This is a genomic window from Stenotrophomonas sp. S4 (genome assembly GCF_054187805.2).
On sequence record NZ_CM196188.1, the window covers coordinates 3,970,193 to 3,988,938 of the forward strand.

Genomic DNA, 18,746 nt, shown 5'->3' on the forward strand with positions numbered 1-18,746 from the left:
GGCGCCCTGCCAGCCCAGCAATGACAAGCCCGGAGCCCTTGCCATGCACTGCAGCAATTCCGGTAGGATGGAATCCCCATGCCTTTTGACGGCCCAGCCCCCATGTCCACCCTCTCGCCCAAGCCCCTGGCCATCCGCGAGCGCCTTTCCGAAGTGCGCTACGAAATCCGCGGAGAACTGGCGCGGCGAGCCCGGGAGCTGGAGGCGCAGGGCCGCAAGCTGATCAAGCTCAACATCGGCAACCCGGGCAACTTCGGTTTCCGCGCGCCCGAGCACCTGCAGCGCGCGATCGCCGACGACATGGGCCGCACCGACCCGTACACCCACCAGCAGGGCCTGCCGGTGGCACGCGAAGCCATCGCGGCGTACTACGCCCGCCGTGGCGCACCGGATGCGCATCCCGACCGTGTGTTCGTCGGCAACGGCGTCAGCGAACTGATCGACCTGTCGCTGCGCGCGCTGCTCAACCCGGGCGACGAAGTCCTGGTGCCCTCGCCGGACTACCCGCTGTGGTCGGCCTCGACCATCCTCAATGATGGCCGCCCGGTGTACTACCGCTGCGCTGCCGAGAACGGCTTCCAGCCGGACCCGAGCGAGATCGAGACGCTGGTGTCCTCGCGCACCCGCGCCATCGTGCTGATCAACCCGAACAACCCCAGCGGCGCCAGCTACCCGCGTGAACTGCTCGAGCGCGTGGTCGAGATCGCGCGCCGCCACAACCTGCTGCTGCTGGTCGATGAGATCTACGACCAGATCCTGTACGACGATGCGGTGTTCCAGCCGGTCGCGCCGCTGGCCGGCGACCACCCGTGCCTGACCTTCAGCGGCCTGAGCAAGGTGCACCGTGCCTGCGGCTGGCGCGTGGGCTGGGCCCACCTCAGCGGCGACGACGCGCGCCTGGGCGACTTCCGCGCCGCGCTGGACCTGCTCGGCGCGCTGCGCCTGTGCGCCAACGTGCCGGGCCAGTACGCCATCGAGGCCGCAGTGAATGGCCCGGACACCATCTCCGAGCTGTGCACCCCGGGTGGCCGCCTGTATGAAACCCGCCGCGCGGTGATCGAAGCCTGCGAAGCCAGCGAGCACCTGTCGCTGGTTGCGCCGGCCGGTGCGCTGTACGCGTTCCCGGCCGTGGTCGGTGCCGCCGCCAAGGGCTTCGACGACCACAACTTCGCGCTGGACCTGATGAACAACGAAGGCGTGCTGGTGGTACCGGGTTCCAGCTTCAACGTGCCCTACCGCCATCATTTCCGCGTGACCCTGCTGCCGGAAGCCTCGGTGATGCGCGATGTGTTCGCCCGCATCGACCGCGTGCTGGCCCGCCGTGCCGAGGACGCCACCAAGGTCGTGCCGCTGAAGCCACGCCGTTCGGTGGCCTGAGCCGTGGCGCTGTCCTACCTGGCGCTGGGCGACTCGTACACCATCGGTGAAGCGGTTGCAGTCGAAGGCCGCTGGCCGCACCAGCTGGCCGCCGCACTGCGTGCGCAGGAGGTGGCGCTGGCCGACCCGCAGACCATCGCCACCACCGGCTGGACCACCGACGAGCTGGACGCCGGCATCGATGCGGCCGCACCACAGGGCCCGTTCGATTTCGTCAGCCTGCTGATCGGCGTCAACAACCAGTACCGCGGCCGTCCGCTGGACGAGTACCGCATCCAGTTCCAGGCCCTGCTGCAGCGGGCGATCGGCTTCGCCGGCGGCCGACCCGGGCGGGTGCTGGTGTTGTCCTTCCCCGACTGGGGCGCGACCCCGTTTGGCACGGGCAGTGGCCGCGACCTGGCCACCATCGAGATCGAAACCGACGAATTCAATGCGGCTGCCGAGGTGATCAGCACCCAGCAGGGCGTGGCCTTCGTCGACATCACCGACATCAGCCGTGACCACGGTGACGACCCGGCGATGATCGCCGAGGACGGCCTGCACCCGTCGGCGCGGATGTACGCACTGTGGAGCGCGCGCGCGCTGCCGGTCGCCGCACACCTGCTCGGCGGAACGGACTGAGGCGATGGATGGCACGCCACGGAACGGCACGCCCCTGCCCTGCACACCCCTGAGCGCCGCGCAGGCCCGCGCGATCGCCGAGGCGTTCCGCCCGGTACAGGCCTGGGGCAGCCGCCGCGACTACTACTACACCCGCGGCAAACTCGGCAGCGACCCGTTGTACGACGGCGTGCTGCAGCATCTGCCCGACGACGGGCATCCACTGCTGGACCTGGGCTGCGGGCTGGGCCTGTTCGCCCATGTGCTGCGCCAGCGCGGCAGTACCCAGCGCTACCTGGGCGTGGACGTGGATGCCGGCAAGATCACCCGCGCCCAGCGTGCCGCCACCGGCCTGCACGATGTGCGCTTCGACTGCCTGGACGTGCAGGCACCGCTGCCGGCGCAGGTCGGGCACGTGCTGCTGCTGGATGTACTGCAGTACCTGGATGCGGGCCCACAGCAGGCACTGCTGCGCGCAGCCAGTGCACGGGTCGCTCCCGGCGGCCGCCTGCTGCTGCGCACGCCACTGGCCACCGGCGATGGCCGCGACCGCACCACCCGGGTGGCCGACCGGCTGGCCTGGCTGGTCGGCTGGATGGGCACGCGGCCGCGTCATTACCCCGACCCGCAGGTGCTGCAGGCGACATTGATCGAGGCCGGATTGCAGGTGACGGCGCCCCGGCCGCTGCATGGGCGCACCCCGTTCAACAGCTGGTTGCTGGTGGCCGAACGCCCTGTGCTGTAGAGCCGAGCCCATGCTCGTCTGCCCCAAGCGACCAGAACCCAGAGTTACAGCGCCGGCAGCTGCGCCTTCAGGCCGCGCTCGTCCAGCGCCTGCAGCACGTGCTCGATGATCGCCAGGTTGTGGCCGTGGGCGGCCCCCTCATGCAGCAGCACGATGGCGCCCGGGCGCAGGTCCGGCAGCAGGCGGTCGAGCACGCCCTGCGCCGTGCAGCCGATACCGTCGAAGCCGCGCGCGCTCCAACCGACCCGGACCAGGCCCAGCCGCTGCAGCACCGGTGCCACGAACGGATTGGTCATGCCCACCACCGAACGGTACCAGCGCACCGGGCGGCCGCTTACTGCCTGCAGGGCATGCTGGCAGCCCTCGATCTCGGCGCGCATCGCCGCCGGGCCCAGCCGCCAGAAGCGCGCCTGCGGATGGCTGTGGCTGTGGTTGCCCAGGTCGTGGCCGCGGCGCAGGATCTCCTGCACCAGTTCCGGCTGCGCCAGCGCGCGCTCGCCCACCAGGAAGAAGGTGGCACGGGCCTGGTGGCGGTCCAGCAGGTCGAGCACGGCACGGGTTTCCGGGCCAGGACCGTCATCGATGGTCAACCAGACGCTGTCCCCGGCCTCCGGCATCCGGCTCAGCACCGGCGCGTAGAAGCGGCTGTTGGGCAGGAACACCGGCACCATGAACAGTGCGTGGCTGGCCACCATCAGCGGCAGCCCCCAGTGCCAGCCGGCCAACGCCCAGGCCAGGATCACGGCCAGCTGCGACGCCACCAGCCAGGGCAGCCAGCGCCAGGGCCGGGTCGGGATGCGATGCAATGTTCCTGCGTTGCTCATCCCCCATGATGCCATGAGGGTTAGAATTGATGATTCGAATTCCCGGAACCCCGACGTCCATGTCCCTCGATCCCGCCCTGCGTTCGCGCATCGAATCCATCCTCAACGCCAACCGCGTCGTGCTGTTCATGAAGGGCCAGCCGTCGATGCCGCAGTGTGGTTTCTCGGCCAAGGCCGTGGGCGCCCTGCAGGACCTCGGCGTCGAGTTCGCCCACGTCAACGTGCTGGCCGACCAGGAAATCCGTGAAGGCATCAAGGCCTATGGCGACTGGCCGACCATCCCGCAGCTGTACATCGACGGCGAACTGGTCGGCGGCAGCGACATCGTGCTGCAGATGGCGGCCAGCGGCGAGCTGAGCAGCGTGCTGGGCCTGGCCGCGCCGGACCGTACCCCGCCGAGCATCACCATCACCCCGGCAGCCGTGGAAATGCTCAAGGGCGCGCTGGCCGATGCCCCGGGCGCGGCCCTGCAGCTGTCCATCGACGCCGGTTTCCAGCCGAACTTCCAGCTGGCCCCGCACGACGAAGGCGCCATCGCCGCCGAGTCCAACGGCCTGCGCGTGCAGTTCGACCTGGCCAGCGCCCGTCGCGCCAACGGCATCACCATCGACTGGGTGGACGACATCCGCGGCAAGGGCCTGGCCATCGACAACCCGAATGCGCCCAAGCCGGTGCAGGAAATCAGCGTGCGTGATGCCGACGACCTGGTGCGTGCCGGCAACATCACCCTGGTGGACGTGCGCCCGGCCGACGAGCGTGAAATCGCCGCCGTGGGCGTGCCGTTCAAGACCTTTGACGGCACCGGCCGCGCCGCGCTGGAAGCCCTGCCCAAGGACACCGCGCTGGCCTTCATGTGCCACCACGGTGGCCGCAGCGCGCAGGCCGCCGAGCAGTTCCGCGCCCTGGGCTTCACCAAGGTGTTCAACGTCACCGGCGGCATCAACGCCTGGTCGGAAGACGTCGACAACGGCGTGCCGAAGTACTGATCGGCAGCGGTTGAAACCTGCGAAAAACGCCGGCGAACGCCGGCGTTTTTTTTGCATCCACGCACGGCGTGGATCTACCCCGCAAACCCGCCTTCGGCCAGGTAGTCCAGCTCTTCCGGCGAAGGAATGCGGCCCAGCACGGCGTTACGGTGCGGGAAGCGACCGAAGCGGCGGATGATGTCGCGGTGCAGCTCGGCGTACTGCAGGTATTCCTTGTCGCCCAGCACATCGAACATCGCTACCGAGCGGTCCTGGTCCAGCGGATCCTCGGAGTGCTCGAACGGCAGGTAGATGAAGGCGCGCAGCTTGGGTACCAGCTGCAGGTCCAGGCCTTCCTCGATGGCGCGCATGGCGTAGTGCCGGGCCAGGCCGTCGGTGGCATAGGAATGGGCGCTACCGCGGAAGCAGTTGCGCGGGAACTGGTCCAGCAGCAGCATCAGCGCCAGTGCGCCCTCGGCACTGGCCAGCCAGTGTTCGCGCGCGCGCGAAGCGGCTGCGAAATGCTCATCCAGGAACAACTGGCGGAACTGCGCGTCGAACGCATCGTCGCGGGCGAACCACTTCGCAGGGCCCGCCTCCTTCCAGAATTCCACCACTTGCGCGGCAACGTCCATCACCTACTCCCCAGGGCCGGCGCGCCGCGCCAGGCCATCATCATCATTCGTCGAAGCGCAGGTGGCGGACCGACTTGCCGTTGCGCCGGATAAGCTTAAGCGCCTCGATACCGATCTGGATATGGTTTTCCACGAACTGGGAGCTGACCTTGGCATCGGAGGCCTCGGTCTTGACCCCGTCGGGGATCATCGGCTGGTCCGACACCAGCAGCAGCGCACCGCTGGGGATGTGGTTGGCGAAGCCGGCGGCGAACACGGTGGCGGTTTCCATGTCGATGGCCATGCAGCGCATCGCCCGCAGCCGCTCCTTGAACGCCTCGTCGTGCTCCCAGACCCGGCGGTTGGTGGTGTAGACGGTGCCGGTCCAATAGTCGTGGCCGAGGTCGCGGATCATGGTCGAGACCGCACGCTGCAGCGCGAACGCCGGCAAGGCCGGCACTTCCGGCGGCAGGTAGTCGCCCGAGGTGCCCTCGCCGCGGATCGCCGCGATCGGCAGCACCAGGTCACCCAGCTGGTTCTTGCGCTTCAGGCCACCACACTTGCCCAGGAACAGCACCGCCTTGGGCATCACCGCCGACAGCAGGTCCATGATGATCGCGGCATTGGGGCTGCCCATGCCGAAGTTGATCATGGTGATGCCGTCGATGGTGGCACTGGCCATCGGCCGGTCCAGGCCGATGACGGGGGCGCCGGTCAGCTCGGAAAAGGTATGCAGGTAGCCCCCGAAGTTGGTCAGCAGGATGTGCTGGCCGAACTGGTCGAGGGGCACGCCGGTGTAGCGCGGCAGCCAGTTGTCGACGATTTCCTGCTTGCTCTTCATGGGCGGTGGTCCGGTGTACGGCGTGGGGACCGGCTATTTTCAGCCAGCCGGGCGGCCCCGTCGAGGCATTGCCGGCACGCGTGTGAAGAAGGTCACTTGGCAAGCACGCCGCCGTCCGGCTAGCGTCGGCGGCTGGACTACGCTGCGAGGGGAACTGCATGGCATCGACGTTGTTGCGCGCCGGAGTAACACTGGCGCTGCTTTCATTGAGCACCGCGCCCGCAGTAGGCGCCTCGCGCTTCGTGGCTGATCCCTACCCCAGTACCTACCAGGCCCATCCCGATGCGCCGGTACTGATCCAGAACGCCACCGTGCTGACCGGCACCGGCCAGCGCCTGGACAACGCCGACGTGCTGCTGCGCGAGGGCCGCATCGTCGCCGTGGGCCGCCAGCTGCAGGCCGATGCCGGCGTCACCCGCATCGATGCGCAGGGCAAGTGGGTCACCCCGGGCCTGATCGACGTGCATTCGCACCTGGGCGTGTACCCCAGCCCGGGCGTCGGCGCGCACAGCGACGGCAACGAGATGACCGCACCGGTCACCGCCAACGTCTGGGCCGAGCACTCGGTGTGGCCGCAGGACCCGGGCTTCGCCACCGCATTGGCCGGCGGCGTGACCAGCATGCAGGTGCTGCCGGGCTCGGCCAACCTGGTCGGTGGCCGTGGCGTGACCCTGAAGAACGTACCGGCCATCACCTACCAGGCGATGAAATTCCCGGGTGCTCCGTGGGGGCTGAAGATGGCCTGCGGCGAAAACCCGAAACGGGTCTACGGCGAAGGCAAGGGCGTCGCCCCGGCCACGCGGATGGGCAACGTCGCCGGCTATCGCGCCGCCTTCATCGATGCCGCCGACTACATCGCCAAGAACAAACCCAAGCCGGCCAAGCGCACGGGCTGGTTCGGCAGCGACAAGGGCGACAGCGCCGGTGATGCCGGCGGCAAGCGCGATCTCAAGCTGGACACGCTGGCCGGCGCGATCGAAGGCGACATCCGCGTGCATATCCACTGCTACCGTGCCGACGAGATGGCCACCATGCTCGACCTGGCCAAGGAATTCGGCTTCAAGGTGGCCGCCTTCCACCACGGCGTGGAGGCCTACAAGCTGGCCGACCGGCTGGCCGCCGACGGCGTCTGCGGTGCGCTGTGGGCTGACTGGTGGGGCTTCAAGATGGAAGCCTTCGACGGCATCCCGGAGAACATCGCACTGGTCGACCGGCCGAAGAACAGCTGTGCCATCGTCCATTCCGATTCACCCGAAGGCATCCAGCGCCTGAACCAGGAAGCGGCCAAGGTGATCGCCGCCGCGCGCCGCGCGCACATGCCGGAGATCCCCCCCGAACACGCCATCACCTGGATGACCGCCAACGCCGCCAAGGCGCTGGGCATTGAAGGCCAGACCGGCACCCTGGAGGCCGGAAAGATGGCCGATGTGGTGCTGTGGAATGGCAACCCCTTCAGTTCCTACGCACTGGCCGAGCAGGTCTTCATCGATGGCCGCAGGTTGTACGACCGCCGCGCACCGGCGGCGACACCACGTTCCGATTTCCAGCTTGGCCAGGAGGTGCACTGATGGGCGCGTTGAACAAGCGTCGCCGGGCATGGCTTGGCGCTACGCTCATGGTGCTGGCCTGCATCTCCGCATCCGCACAGGCGCAGGACCTGCTGGTGCGCAACGCCACCGTGCATACCGCCGGCGCGCGCGGCAGCCTGCAGCACACCGATGTGCTGGTGCAGGGCGGCATCATCCGCGCAGTCGGCAGCGGGCTGTCCGCACCGGCCGGGGCCAGCGTGGTCGAGGCCGATGGTCGCCCGCTGACACCGGCGCTGTTCGGCGGCATCACCGAGATCGGCATCGAAGAAGTCTCCGGCGAAGCGAGTACGGTCGACAGCACGTTGAAGATCGGCGAACAACCGTTGCGCCCCGAATTCGATGTCACCCTGGCCTACAACCCGGCCTCGGTGCTGATCCCGGTGGCACGCCTGGACGGCATCGGCTTCACCGCCCTGGGGGCGGCCACCGGTGGCGGCTTCGTTGCAGGCCAGGGCGGTGTGATGCGGCTGGACGGCAGCGCCGATCCACTCGGGCCGCGCGCGCTGTTCCTGCGCCTGGGGTCGGCCGCAGTGGAGCTGACCGGGCATTCGCGTGCGGCGCAATGGATGCTGCTGCAGCAGATGGTGGACGAGGCGCGCGGCCAGGTCGCCGCAGACTCACCGCATGCACTGCTGACGCCGGCCGGGCGCCGCACGCTGAGCCGCTACCTGGCAGGCCAGGGCCGCATCGTGGTGGAGGTGGACCGCGCGGCGGACATCCGCCAGCTGCTGCGCTGGGCCGCCCGCGAGAAGGTGAAGATCGCCATTGCCGGTGGCAGCGAAGCCTGGCAGCTGGCGCCGGAGCTGGCAGCCGCGCAGGTGCCGGTGTTCGTCGACGTGCTGTCCAACCTGCCAGCCAGCTTCGACCAGATCGGTGCAACGCTGGAAAACGCGGCACGCCTGCAACGTTCCGGCGTGGCCATCTCGTTCGTGCAGCGTGGCGACGCCTCGCACAATGCACGCAAGATGCGCCAGCTGGCGGGCAATGCCGTGGCCAATGGCCTGCCCTGGGCCGACGGCCTGGCCGGCCTGACCCGGGTGCCGGCGCAGGCGTTCGGCGTGGGCGACCAGATCGGCAGCATCGAACCGGGCAAGCGCGCCGACCTGGTGCTGTGGGAAGGTGACCCGCTCGACGTGGCGCACTATGCCGAACAGGTCTGGCTGGGCGGCCGGGCGATGCCGATGCGCTCGCGCCAGACCGAACTGCGGGACCGCTACCTGCTGCGCAACGCGCAGCCCTGACCTCTTGCAAGGAACCGCCAATGGCCACGCTGCGCTGGTACTTCGACTTCGTCTCGCCCTATTCCTACCTGCACTGGCAGAAGCTGAAGCGGTTGCCACAGTTTGCCCGGATCCAGACCGTGCCGATTGCCTTCGGTGCCGTGCTGCACCACCTGGGCAACCTCGGGCCGGCCGAGATTCCGGCCAAGCGCCGCTTCATCTACCGCCAGCTGCAGTGGACTGCGCAGGCCGAGGGCACACCGCTGCGGTTCCCGCCGGGCCACCCGTTCAATCCGTTGTCCGCCCTGCGCCTCTGCCTGGCCGCGGGTGGCAGCGTGCAGGCGGTGGACGTGCTGTTCGACTGGATCTGGCGCGACGGCAATGCCGCCGACAGCGCCGAGGCCCTGCGCGAACCAGCTGCGCGACTGGGGATCGAGGATGTCGCCAGCGCCATCGCCGACCCGGCGGTCAAGGAGCAGCTGCGGCGCAACACCGAGGCCGCCATTGCTGCCGGCGTGTTCGGCGTGCCGACCCTGGCCATCGATGACGAACTGTTCTGGGGCAACGACGCCCACCCGCTGATGGCGGCGGTGCTGGCCGATCCAGGCCTGCTGCAGCAACCCGAATGGCAGCGCCTGGCCAGCCTGCCGGTAGCGGTGCAGCGCAGTCGCTGAACAGGGCGTGGCGCGTTTCCCTCGCGCGCCACGCCAGGATTTGAGATAGATTTCACGTTTCCGAACCTACAACCGCCCTGGAGGGGGAGCCGCGGATGCGCATCGGAATCGTCGTCGACTCGGCCTGCGACCTGCCGCAGGACTTCATTGCCGAGCACAACATCGTGCTGCTGCCGATCACCGTACGGATCGGTGAAGCCGTGCTGGCCGATCATCGCGATGAGCAGGCCACCCTGAGCTTCCTGCACGCGCATGTGGCCGAACATGGCGCTGAAGCGGAGACCATCCCCTTCAGCGTCAACCAGATCCGCGACCTGTTCCTGCAGCAGCTGGTGATCGATTACGACCACGTGTTCTGCATGACCATCACCAAGACCCGCAGCCCCATCCACGACAATGCGCTGCAGGCCAGCTTCGCCATCCTCAATGATTACAAACCGGTGCGGCAGGCAGCGGGCTACAACTCGCCATTCGCGCTGCGCGTGCTCGATACCCAGAACCTGTTCGCCGCGCAGGCCGTGACCGCGGTGGAGGCGGTGCGCCTGCGTGACAGCGGCGCCAGCGTGCAGCAGATCCGCGAACGGCTGGAAGAACTGGCCGGCAACGTGCACGGCTACATGATCACCCGCGACCTGTACTACATGCGCGCACGCGCTCGGCACAAGGGTGACCGCAGTGTCGGCCTGCTCAGCGCGGCGCTGGGCAGCGCGCTGGACATCAAGCCGGTGCTGCACGGCTACCGGGGCGAGACCGGGCCGGTGGCCAAGATCAAGGGTTTCGACAGCGCCGTGCAGAAGCTGTTCGCGGTGGTCAGCCAGCGCGTGCGTGCCGGGCTGATGACGCCGACGGTGTGCGTCAGCTACGGCGGCGAACTGGACGAGCTGCGTACCCTGCCCGGCTATGCACAGATGAAGGAGGTCTGCGCCGGCCACGGCGTGACCGTGTACGAATCGGTGATGAGCCTGACCGGCATGGTCAACGTCGGCAAGGGCGCGGTCACCGTGGGCTTTGCCGATGGGCCGCATCGGTTCGAATGAGCGCTGGCCACGGCCGGAATCTGCACATCGATTCCACCGCAGTTGTGCCAGCCTTGCCGCACTTCAAGGAGAACTCCATGCCTGCGCAGTACCACATCAGCCTGCCCGACCCGTCCAAGGCCCGCGGCAACGACCCCGACCTGTCCTTCCATTCGCAGGGCGCCGCCGGTTTCGCCGAGGAGCTGCAGGACGCCCTGCGCAGCGGCACGCTGTTCGAGCGCTGGAAGGCCAAGCAGCCCGACCCGGATGCGGTGGAACCGCAGTGGGGCGTGACCGACCCGGATGCCATCGTGACCGGCGAGCAGAAGGACCTGCGCATCAACCTGGTCGCCATCACCCGCATCGACAGTGACGTGTTCAAGCAGCGCCTGCGCCTGCTGGCCGGCCACCACTGGGAACTGCGCGACGTGCGTTGAGGCCAGGCCCTGGTAGTGCCGGCCGCTGGCCGGCAACTGCAGCAGCCATCAAGGTGCCGGCCAGCGGCCGGCACTACCCCAACGATTCCCTACCAGCCGCCGCCCAGCGCGCGGTACAGCTCCACCCGTGCGATCGCGGCCGTGGCCTGGCTGTTGGCCAGCGCGGCCTGGTTGTCCAGCGCAATGCGCTGGGTACTCAGCACATCCAGCATGTCGACCACACCGGCCTGGTATTGCCGGCGCGCGGCACCCAGTGCGGTCTCGCTCTCGTCCACCGCCACGTGCAGCTGCACGGTGCGCTGCTGCTCCGCTGCGTAGCCATCGATGGCGTCGTCCACTTCATGCCACGCCTGCAGCACGGTGCGGCGGAACTGCAGCGCCGATTGTTGCTGCTGCAGCCGGCTCAGCGCCAGATTGGCCTTCAACCGGCCACCCTGGAAGATCGGCAGGCTGATCGACGGCCCGATGCTGAAGCGATGTGCGTTCCAACCGTCCAGATCATCCAGCTGCTTGGCCTGGAAACCAGCGTCGCCATTCAAGGTGATGCGCGGCAGGAAACTGGCCTTGGCCACGCCGATGCCGGCCGTTGCCGCATGCAGTGCCGCTTCGGCACGACGGATATCCGGGCGACGCTCGGCCAGTTCGCTGGGCACGCCCACCGCCAAGGCCGGCAACGACGGCCAGTCACGGCGTACATCCTGCAGCTGCGCGTCCAGCGCCTGCGGCGGCTGTGCCAGCAGGAACGCCAGTGCATTGCGCAGCTGCGATTCACGATGCCGCAGCGGCGCGATGCGCGCCTGCAGCGATGCCACCTGCGCTGATGCGCTGGACACCTGCAGCGTGCTGGCCACGCCCTGGCGCTGGCGCGCCTCGGTCAGGCGCTTGATGTCATGCGCGATGCTGAGGTTGTCCTCGGTGATCGCCCGCAGCTGCCGGGTCGCGCGCAGCTGCAGGTAATCTCGCGCGGTTTCCGCCAGCAGCGCGATGCGCACCGCGTGTGCATCTTCCTCGGCCATCTGCACGCGTGCATCGGCCGCTTCCACCTGGCGGCGCACGCGGCCCCACAGATCCAGTTCCCAGCTCAGGCCAATGCCGGCCTGGAACAGCCCGTAGTCGTCACGGCCACCGTTGCCGGACGGATCGTTCAGGCCCACTTCGCTGTTGCGTGCACGCACGCCACTGGCACTTGCACTGACACTGGGCAGGCGATCGGCCGCGCTGATGCCACGCGCGGCGCGGCTCTGCTGCACGCGGTTGGCCGCCAGCTGCAGGTCCAGGTTGGCCTCCAGCACCTGGCTGGCAAGCTGTCCCAGCAGCGGGTCGTCGAAGCCGGCCCACCATGCGGCGTCCCGATCGATGGCGTTGCCGGCGACAGCCTCACCCTGCCAGTGGCCGGGCAGCTCCGCCTGCGGGCGTACGAAGTCCGGACCCATCGTGCAGGCAGCCAGGGCCGTGCACAGGGTGGCCGCAACGATGGTGCGGAACACGGTGGCGGCGCTCATGCGCCCTCCCCGCCCTTGTGGCCCGGTCCGTGCTGCACGCTCTGTGCGCGTGCGCGGCTGCCCAGGTCAACGCTGGCTTCCACCGACATGCCGGCACGCAGCTGGTCCAGCAGCGGCTGGCCCGGCTCCAGCACGATCTTCACCGGAATACGCTGCACCACCTTGGTGAAGTTGCCGGTGGCGTTTTCCGGCGCGACGGCTGCAAAGGTGACGCCGGTGGCCGGCGCGATGCTGTCGATGTGCCCGCGCAGCGGCGTGCCCGGGAACACGTCCACCTTCAGTTCGACCTGCTGGCCGGCCTGCATGCGGGTCATCTGCGTTTCCTGGAAGTTGGCGACCACGAAGGCGCGCTTCAGCGGCACCACCGCAGCCACCGGCGTCCCCGGGGTCAGGTAGGCACCCACGCGCACTGCACGACGACCGACCATGCCATCGATCGGCGCGCGCAGCACGGTGTGCGACAGATCCAGTTCGGCGCGTGCCTGCGCCGCTTCTGCGCGCTGCACCGCCGCCTGCGCGGCCTGCACGCCGGCGGTCAGGATGTCGGTGCGCTGGCGTGCGGTCGACAGTGCGGCCTGGCCCTGCTGCAGATGGGCACTGGCCACGGCCTGCTTCGATTGCGCCTGCTGCGCGTTCTGTACGGTGCCGGCGCCGTCGCGGGCCAGTTCGCGGTAGCGCTGCTGGTCGGCGCTGGCCAGGGTCAGTTCGGACCGGCTGACATCGACACTGGCCCTGGCCTGCTCGATCAGCGAGTCCTGCTGGGCCAGTGCAGCCTGTGCGTTGGCCAGCTGTGCACGGGCATTGGCGAGGTCGGCGCGGGCTGCCTGCAGGGCGACCTGATAGTCGCGGTCGTCGATGCGGGCGAGCACGTCGCCGGCCTTCACCGACTGGTTGTCCTCTACTTCCACGGCACTGACGAAGCCAGGAATCTTCGGCGCCACCAGCGTGTAGTCGGCCACCACGTACGCATTGTTGGTGCTCTGGTGGCTGCCATCGCGCAACAGCAGCCAGGCGCCGATGGCCAGCGCCAGCACGCCCAGCCCCAGCCCGGTGTTGAGAGTGGTTCGATTGATCGTCATGAGGGAATTCCTGCGAAAGGTTCAGGCCACGGCACGTGGCGGATGGATGCGGGTGGGCATCCAGGCAATGAGGGGAATGAAGGCCAGCGCCACCAGCGCGACCATCCAGTACAGGTCGGATGAAGTCAGCGCCTGCACCTGTGCATGCAGGCGCGCGCCCAGCTGCGGGCCCTCGGCCAGCCACGGCTGCTCGCCGAGGCGGTCGACCAGCACGGTGGAATGAAAATGACGGCGGCCCTGGGCGACGGCATCCAGCACGCCACTGGCGAGCACGGCAGCGAAGCCCTTGACCGTGTTGAACCACGCCGAGGCAAACGGGCCGTCCTGCGGCGGCAGGCCGTTGGTCGCCAGCATCAGCAACGGCAGCACCGCCATCGGCTGGGCGAACACCTGCAGCAACTGCACCCACAGGAAGTTGTCGCGGATCCAGGCCACATCCAGGTGTGAGCCCAGCCAGCAGGCCAGCGCCAGCATCGCCAGACCGGTGGCCTGCACCCAGCGGCAGTCCACCGCGCGGATGTTCAACAACGCCGCCACCAGCGGCAGCGCGATCACCTGCGGCAACGCCACCCACAGCAGCATCGGCGCGGTCTGCAGCGGCCGGTAGCCCTGCACGCTGGCCAGGAAGCCGGACGGGATCGAGATCACCGCCAGCAGCACGAACAGCACGCCGCCCAGCGTCACCAGCGAATAGCTGAGGTTGCGGTTGGCCAGCAGCTGCAGCTTGAAGAACGGCAGCGGGTGGAACCATTCATTGATCATGAACAGCACCATCAGTCCGGCACCGCCACCGATCATCAGCGCGATCATCGGCGAGTCGAACCAGTTCAGCCGCGGGCCCTGCACCAGGCCCAGCACCAGCAGCACCAGCGCGGGCAGGCCCAGCAGCAGGCCGACGCCATCGAACTGGGCAAACCGTTCCAGCCGCAGCGGGTCCTGCGGCAGGCCCCAGCTGACCATCGCCATCGCGGCCAGGCAGTACGGCACGATCTGCCAGAACGCCCAGTGCCAGCCCACCTGCTCGACCCAGAACGCGGCCAGCGGCGTGCCCATGCTCGGGCCGAACGTCGCCGTCAGCGCGTAGCCGGCCAGGCCATACAGCTTGATGCCCGGCGGCAGGAAGCGCAGCGCCACGCTCATCAGCAGCGGCGGCAGCGCACCACCGCACAGGCCCTGCAGCGCGCGCAGCAGCAGGAACACCTGCAGGTTGGGGGCAAGCGGGCAGAGCACGCCCAGCACCATGAAGCCACCGATCATCACCAGCGCGAAGCGGCGCAGCGAGAAGGTGGCGGCGCACCACGGCGCGAACGCCATCGCGCTGACCGACATCGCGCTGTAGAGGGCGACGATCCAGCTGCCGTCATCGACGCTGAAACCCATCGCACCGCGGATGTCGGCCAGGGCGACCTTGGTGACGTTCTCGTTGAAGCCCGACACCAGCACCGCCAGCAGCACGCCACACAGGCCGACCAGAATGCGGCGGTCGAGCCCGGGGGCGGCGGCAGGACGGGGCGCTGCGGCGGCTGGGACAGCGGCGGCCGGCATGCTCATCGCCGGGCACCGATCCGTGCAGGGCACGGCATGTTGGGGGTCATTGGAATGCGCTCAGTGAAACTCCGGGGAGCGCAGTCTAGGGAGCCGGTACCCTGCGAAAAATGGTGCCACCGGCATCCCAGGCGTGCGTCGGGCGCACGCCTGCAGGTATCAGCGGTAGGTGTCCTCGACGCGCTCGCACATGGTCTTGATCGAGCGGCGCAGCCACTGGTGCGCAGCATCGTTGTCCAGCCGCGGGTGCCAGGCCTGGACGATGGCGGCGGTGCGCACCGGGATCGGCAGCGGGAACAGCCGCAGCGGCAGGCGCATGCTGACGATGCGCTCCAGCATCACGCTCGGCATCTGCGGCAGGATCAGGTCCGATTCGGCCGCCGCGAAGATCGCACCGTGGAAGGTCGGGCTGATCAGCGCCACCCGCCGCTGCAGGCCGAGCGTGGCCAGGTCGTCATCGATCGGTCCGCGTGGCAACCCCCGCCGCGACACCGCAATATGGTCGCAGGCGGCAAAGCGCTCGGCGCTGATCTCCTCATCGAACAGCGGATGGTCCTCACGCGCGGCGCCCATGAACGAGGTACTGAACAGGTTCTGCACCTTGGTGTCGGGTGCGTGCTTGCCGGCGGTGCTGATGTACAGATCGATCCGGCCCTGCGCCATCGCATCGTCATCGGTATCGCCTTCGGGCACGAAGCGCAGTACCGCGCGCGGCGCCTGCTGGCGGAATATCTCGCGCAGGCGACCGCCAAAGCCACCGATGAAGACATCGTTGGCACGCACGTTGAAGGTGCGCTCCAGGGTACCCACGTCGATCTCGCGGCCCGCATGGAAAACACGGTGGGCCTGTTCGATGACGTCGCGCACCTGTTCGCGCAGCTGCAGGGCGCGCGGCGTCGGTGCCAACCCGCGACCGGCACGCACCAGCACCGGGTCGCCCAGCGCCACGCGGATCCGGCCCAAGGTACGGCTCATCGCCGGCGCGCTCAGGTTCATCCGCCGTGCGGCGGCGGCCACGCTGCATTCGTCGATCAGCACGTCCAGTGCCAGCAACAGGTTCAGGTCCGGCAGGGGCATGACAGTCTCCAGTAAATCAGATGACTCTACGGCACGTGTAACCACCATGGATTGCGTTATACGCACTCATTGACTGCCGCGCACGGCATGGGTGCGCGCGGCGACATCGGCGACCATCCCCGGCCTGCCAAGGAGACATCCATGTTCAATACCCTGCTGGTCGCCCTGGACGGCGGCCCCCAGCACGCGCGTGTGCTGGACCTCGCCGCGGCCATCGCCGGCCCGCGTAGTCGCCTGCACCTGCTGTGCGTGCTCGATCCCGAATTCGCGCTGGCCGCCGATGCCAGCGAAGCCGACCGCATCGAGTATCCGGAAGCCGCGCGGCAGCGCTCGCAGGCCGAGGCGGTGCTGGCCCAGGCGCTGGCCGAGCTGCGCGAGCGCGGCGTCGATGCAATCGCACAGATTCCCACCGGCGACCCCGGCGAAGTGATCAGCCAACAGGCGCGGCGCCTGAAGTGCGACCTGATCGTCATCGGCCATCGCCACCTGTCCCGCCTGGAACGCCTGTTCGAACCCTCGATCGGGCAATGGACCATCGACCACGCGCCCTGCCCCGTGCTGGTGGAAACCCGCGACCCACACCTCTAGCCCCCATGGCCCCACGTTCCCCGTTGTTTCCTACCCGGGTCAGCTACCGCGCCTTCGGCCGCCAGTTCGGCCGCGGCGAACAGGCACTGCTGAGCGCGATCCGCCAGCTGCGCGATCCCGATCTGCAGCCTGACGGCCTCGCCCAGCTGAGCGCGCTCGGGCTCGATGCGGCGGGCTGCGACGCCTTCATCGGCCTGCTGCCGCTGCTGACCACGCCCGCCGCCCCCATCGACCTGCTGCCGGCCGGCTCGCCGTTCATTGCCGCCAGCGAACTGGACCTGCTGGTCTGCCTGCTGCGCATCGCGCAATGGCGGCATGCACGGCCTCGCGAGGATCAACCGCTGGCAGCGCTGCGCCAACAGCTGGCCCGCTGCGCCAGCGCCGTGCAGGCGGCAAGCCTGCCGCTGCGGCAGCGCTCGTTGTCACCGGTCGGGTTGAGGCTGCTCGATCCCGGCGGCTGGGTGCGACAGCGATGAGCCAACCGCTGTACGACCGCGCCATCGCATACCGGGGCGGGACACAGAACGAGGTCAGCAATCCATCCTTCCGTGCGCACTGCCCTCGTCGTCCAGCACATGCGCATGAAGGATCACCTGATTGCGGCCGGCACGCTTGGCGGCATACAGGCCGGCATCGGCGTCGGCCAGCAACTGATCGGCACTGGCCAGGGCCGGTGGATGCAGGTAGCCCACGCCAATACTGATGCTGACCGATCCTTCCGGCAACGGCAGCGCTTCCACCGCCTCGCGCAGGCGCTCGGCCAGCGCCAGCACGCCCGACAGCGCGCTTCCGGGCACGATCACCGCGAATTCCTCGCCGCCATAACGCGCGACGCTGTCACCGGCGCGGCCGGCACTTGCCTTCAGCACCGCAGCCACGGCCTGCAGGCAGCGGTCGCCGGCGGGATGACCGTAGCGGTCGTTGAAGACCTTGAAATGATCGATATCCAGCAGCAGCAGGCCCAGCTCGGTACCACTGCGCCGTGCACGGTTCCACTCGGCCAACAGCAGGGCATCGAACTCGCGGCGGTTGGCCACCCCGGTCAGACCGTCCCGTCGCGCCAGCTGATCCAGCGCCGCCTGCCGTTCCAGCAGGTCGGTCTGCAGCAGGATGCTGCGCAGGCCGAAACCAAGCGTCGCCACCACGAATCCGGCCACCGCCAGGGGGCGTGCATGGTCGACCACCAGGGTGCCGACCACCAACAGCAGCAACGGCAGGATCATCGGGCCCGCCGCCTGCACGGTGCGCGCCATCCGCGGGTGCGGCACGAACACCGGCGCGGGCGCCTGGCTCAGCGCCAGCAACGCCAGCAGCAGGAATGGCAGGTCGATCAGCAGGTCGTTGTAGGCGCCGAATGCATCCCCCGAGGTGTAGTGGTTGATGTAGAACGCCACCACCAGGTACGCCAGCGCGTACAGCGCCAGCGCGCGGAACACGCTGCGCCGCTCGGGCACATCGCCGGCCAGCCATCGCACCACCGCAAAGCCGGCAATGCACAGGTTCTGGATGTCGAACATGCGCTGCATGCTGACCATCGCCATCGGGTCGACCTCCACCCGGTCGGCGAAGGACTGCGTGTGCACGAAGAACAGCACGCCCAGCAGCGCCGCCATCGCCGCATCGATCAGGCTGATGCTGAGCCGCTCGCGCCGCGCGCGGGCAAGGATGAATACCAGCGGCACGCCGTACAGCACGTACAGGAGCAGGCTTGCCTGCGGGGTGATATCGGCACGGCCGGCCCCCAGCGCATCGATCATGTTGAAGGCCATGCCGCCCGCCCACAGCAGCAGCGCCAGCGCGGTGGCGCGCCAGCCCAGGGCCGCCCGGTCGCGGCGCGCCCGCCACAGGCAGGCGGCCGCCGCCAGCAACGGTGCACCGGTCAGGAACACGAACGATCCCACCCCGGCGGGGCCCGGCCACAGGGTCAGCACCAGGCCATGGCACAGCACATACAGCAGCGCCAGCACTACCGGCATGCATCCCCCGATCCACAAGGCCGTACGCGCGCACCATAGCCCCGCCCGCGCCACAGCGGCGTGATCCACTGCGGCAA

General features: G+C 68.8%; 19 protein-coding genes. 11 read left to right on the plus strand and 8 right to left on the minus strand.

Annotated features, from left to right (window positions below; translation table 11 throughout):
• Window positions 1-102 precede the first annotated feature (102 nt).
• Genes ACUZUJ_RS18450 through ACUZUJ_RS18460 form a run of 3 tightly spaced genes read left to right on the plus strand, consistent with a single transcriptional unit; the run spans window position 103 to window position 2,722 of the window.
• Window positions 103-1,377, plus strand: coding sequence for a pyridoxal phosphate-dependent aminotransferase (locus ACUZUJ_RS18450; protein ID WP_432592924.1), 1,275 nt, complete (start codon window positions 103-105; stop codon window positions 1,375-1,377).
• 3 nt (window positions 1,378-1,380) lie between these two features.
• The gene (locus ACUZUJ_RS18455) at window positions 1,381-1,998 is read left to right on the plus strand and encodes an SGNH/GDSL hydrolase family protein (RefSeq protein ID WP_458220795.1); all 618 of its coding nucleotides are present in this window, start codon (window positions 1,381-1,383) and stop codon (window positions 1,996-1,998) included.
• 4 nt (window positions 1,999-2,002) lie between these two features.
• On the plus strand, window positions 2,003-2,722 hold the full coding sequence (locus ACUZUJ_RS18460) for a class I SAM-dependent methyltransferase (protein WP_458220796.1): 720 nt from the start codon (window positions 2,003-2,005) through the stop codon (window positions 2,720-2,722).
• A gap of 44 nt (window positions 2,723-2,766) precedes the next feature.
• Here the strand turns inward: ACUZUJ_RS18460 and ACUZUJ_RS18465 are convergent, their stop codons facing one another.
• Window positions 2,767-3,546 carry a polysaccharide deacetylase family protein gene (locus tag ACUZUJ_RS18465; RefSeq protein WP_458220797.1) on the minus strand — a complete coding sequence of 260 codons (780 nt, stop codon included), beginning with the start codon at window positions 3,544-3,546 and terminating at the stop codon, window positions 2,767-2,769.
• A gap of 59 nt (window positions 3,547-3,605) precedes the next feature.
• Here ACUZUJ_RS18465 and grxD point away from each other — a divergent pair, with 59 nt between their 5' ends.
• Window positions 3,606-4,532, plus strand: a complete 927-nt coding sequence (gene grxD / locus ACUZUJ_RS18470) for a Grx4 family monothiol glutaredoxin (RefSeq protein ID WP_458220798.1) — start codon at window positions 3,606-3,608, stop codon at window positions 4,530-4,532.
• Window positions 4,533-4,606: 74 nt separating this feature from the next.
• Here the strand turns inward: grxD and ACUZUJ_RS18475 are convergent, their stop codons facing one another.
• Window positions 4,607-5,146: a DUF924 family protein gene (locus tag ACUZUJ_RS18475; RefSeq protein WP_049442892.1), complete on the minus strand. Its 540-nt coding sequence runs from the start codon at window positions 5,144-5,146 to the stop codon at window positions 4,607-4,609.
• A 43-nt stretch (window positions 5,147-5,189) separates the two neighbouring features.
• Window positions 5,190-5,966, minus strand: a complete 777-nt coding sequence (locus tag ACUZUJ_RS18480) for an AMP nucleosidase (RefSeq protein ID WP_005414446.1) — start codon at window positions 5,964-5,966, stop codon at window positions 5,190-5,192.
• A gap of 158 nt (window positions 5,967-6,124) precedes the next feature.
• Between ACUZUJ_RS18480 and ACUZUJ_RS18485 the strand changes: the two genes are divergently transcribed.
• From ACUZUJ_RS18485 to ACUZUJ_RS18505, 5 genes are all read left to right on the plus strand, one after another.
• Complete coding sequence (locus tag ACUZUJ_RS18485) at window positions 6,125-7,534, plus strand: amidohydrolase (RefSeq protein WP_458220799.1); 1,410 nt, start codon at window positions 6,125-6,127, stop codon at window positions 7,532-7,534.
• Window positions 7,534-8,796: an amidohydrolase family protein gene (locus tag ACUZUJ_RS18490; protein WP_458220800.1), complete on the plus strand. Its 1,263-nt coding sequence runs from the start codon at window positions 7,534-7,536 to the stop codon at window positions 8,794-8,796. Before ACUZUJ_RS18485 ends, ACUZUJ_RS18490 begins: the two co-directional genes overlap by 1 nt.
• A 20-nt stretch (window positions 8,797-8,816) precedes the next feature.
• Window positions 8,817-9,449, plus strand: coding sequence for a 2-hydroxychromene-2-carboxylate isomerase (locus tag ACUZUJ_RS18495; RefSeq protein ID WP_432592917.1), 633 nt, complete (start codon window positions 8,817-8,819; stop codon window positions 9,447-9,449).
• A gap of 95 nt (window positions 9,450-9,544) precedes the next feature.
• Window positions 9,545-10,486, plus strand: coding sequence for a DegV family protein (locus tag ACUZUJ_RS18500; RefSeq protein ID WP_101766056.1), 942 nt, complete (start codon window positions 9,545-9,547; stop codon window positions 10,484-10,486).
• Between the two features lie 77 nt (window positions 10,487-10,563).
• Window positions 10,564-10,902, plus strand: a complete 339-nt coding sequence (locus tag ACUZUJ_RS18505) for a hypothetical protein (RefSeq protein WP_049442934.1) — start codon at window positions 10,564-10,566, stop codon at window positions 10,900-10,902.
• An 89-nt stretch (window positions 10,903-10,991) separates the two neighbouring features.
• On the opposite strand, the gene ACUZUJ_RS18510 is transcribed toward ACUZUJ_RS18505, so the two are convergent.
• The 4 genes from ACUZUJ_RS18510 to ACUZUJ_RS18525 form a co-directional block, all read right to left on the minus strand.
• On the minus strand, window positions 10,992-12,404 hold the full coding sequence (locus ACUZUJ_RS18510) for an efflux transporter outer membrane subunit (RefSeq protein WP_458220801.1): 1,413 nt from the start codon (window positions 12,402-12,404) through the stop codon (window positions 10,992-10,994).
• The gene (locus ACUZUJ_RS18515) at window positions 12,401-13,483 is read right to left on the minus strand and encodes an HlyD family secretion protein (RefSeq protein ID WP_458220802.1); all 1,083 of its coding nucleotides are present in this window, start codon (window positions 13,481-13,483) and stop codon (window positions 12,401-12,403) included. Before ACUZUJ_RS18515 ends, ACUZUJ_RS18510 begins: the two co-directional genes overlap by 4 nt.
• Window positions 13,484-13,504: 21 nt before the next feature.
• Window positions 13,505-15,034, minus strand: a complete 1,530-nt coding sequence (locus tag ACUZUJ_RS18520) for an MFS transporter (protein WP_101766059.1) — start codon at window positions 15,032-15,034, stop codon at window positions 13,505-13,507.
• A gap of 153 nt (window positions 15,035-15,187) precedes the next feature.
• Window positions 15,188-16,105, minus strand: coding sequence for a LysR family transcriptional regulator (locus ACUZUJ_RS18525; protein WP_101766060.1), 918 nt, complete (start codon window positions 16,103-16,105; stop codon window positions 15,188-15,190).
• 141 nt (window positions 16,106-16,246) lie between these two features.
• On the opposite strand from ACUZUJ_RS18525, the gene ACUZUJ_RS18530 reads away from it, so the two are divergent.
• A complete protein-coding gene (locus ACUZUJ_RS18530) occupies window positions 16,247-16,693 on the plus strand; it encodes a universal stress protein (RefSeq protein WP_432592912.1) in 447 nt (148 codons plus the stop codon).
• A 5-nt stretch (window positions 16,694-16,698) separates the two neighbouring features.
• A complete protein-coding gene (locus tag ACUZUJ_RS18535; protein WP_458220803.1) occupies window positions 16,699-17,169 on the plus strand; it encodes a hypothetical protein in 471 nt (156 codons plus the stop codon).
• A gap of 54 nt (window positions 17,170-17,223) precedes the next feature.
• Here the strand turns inward: ACUZUJ_RS18535 and ACUZUJ_RS18540 are convergent, their stop codons facing one another.
• Window positions 17,224-18,669, minus strand: a complete 1,446-nt coding sequence (locus ACUZUJ_RS18540) for a GGDEF domain-containing protein (RefSeq protein ID WP_049442882.1) — start codon at window positions 18,667-18,669, stop codon at window positions 17,224-17,226.
• Between the last annotated feature and the right edge of the window lie 77 nt (window positions 18,670-18,746).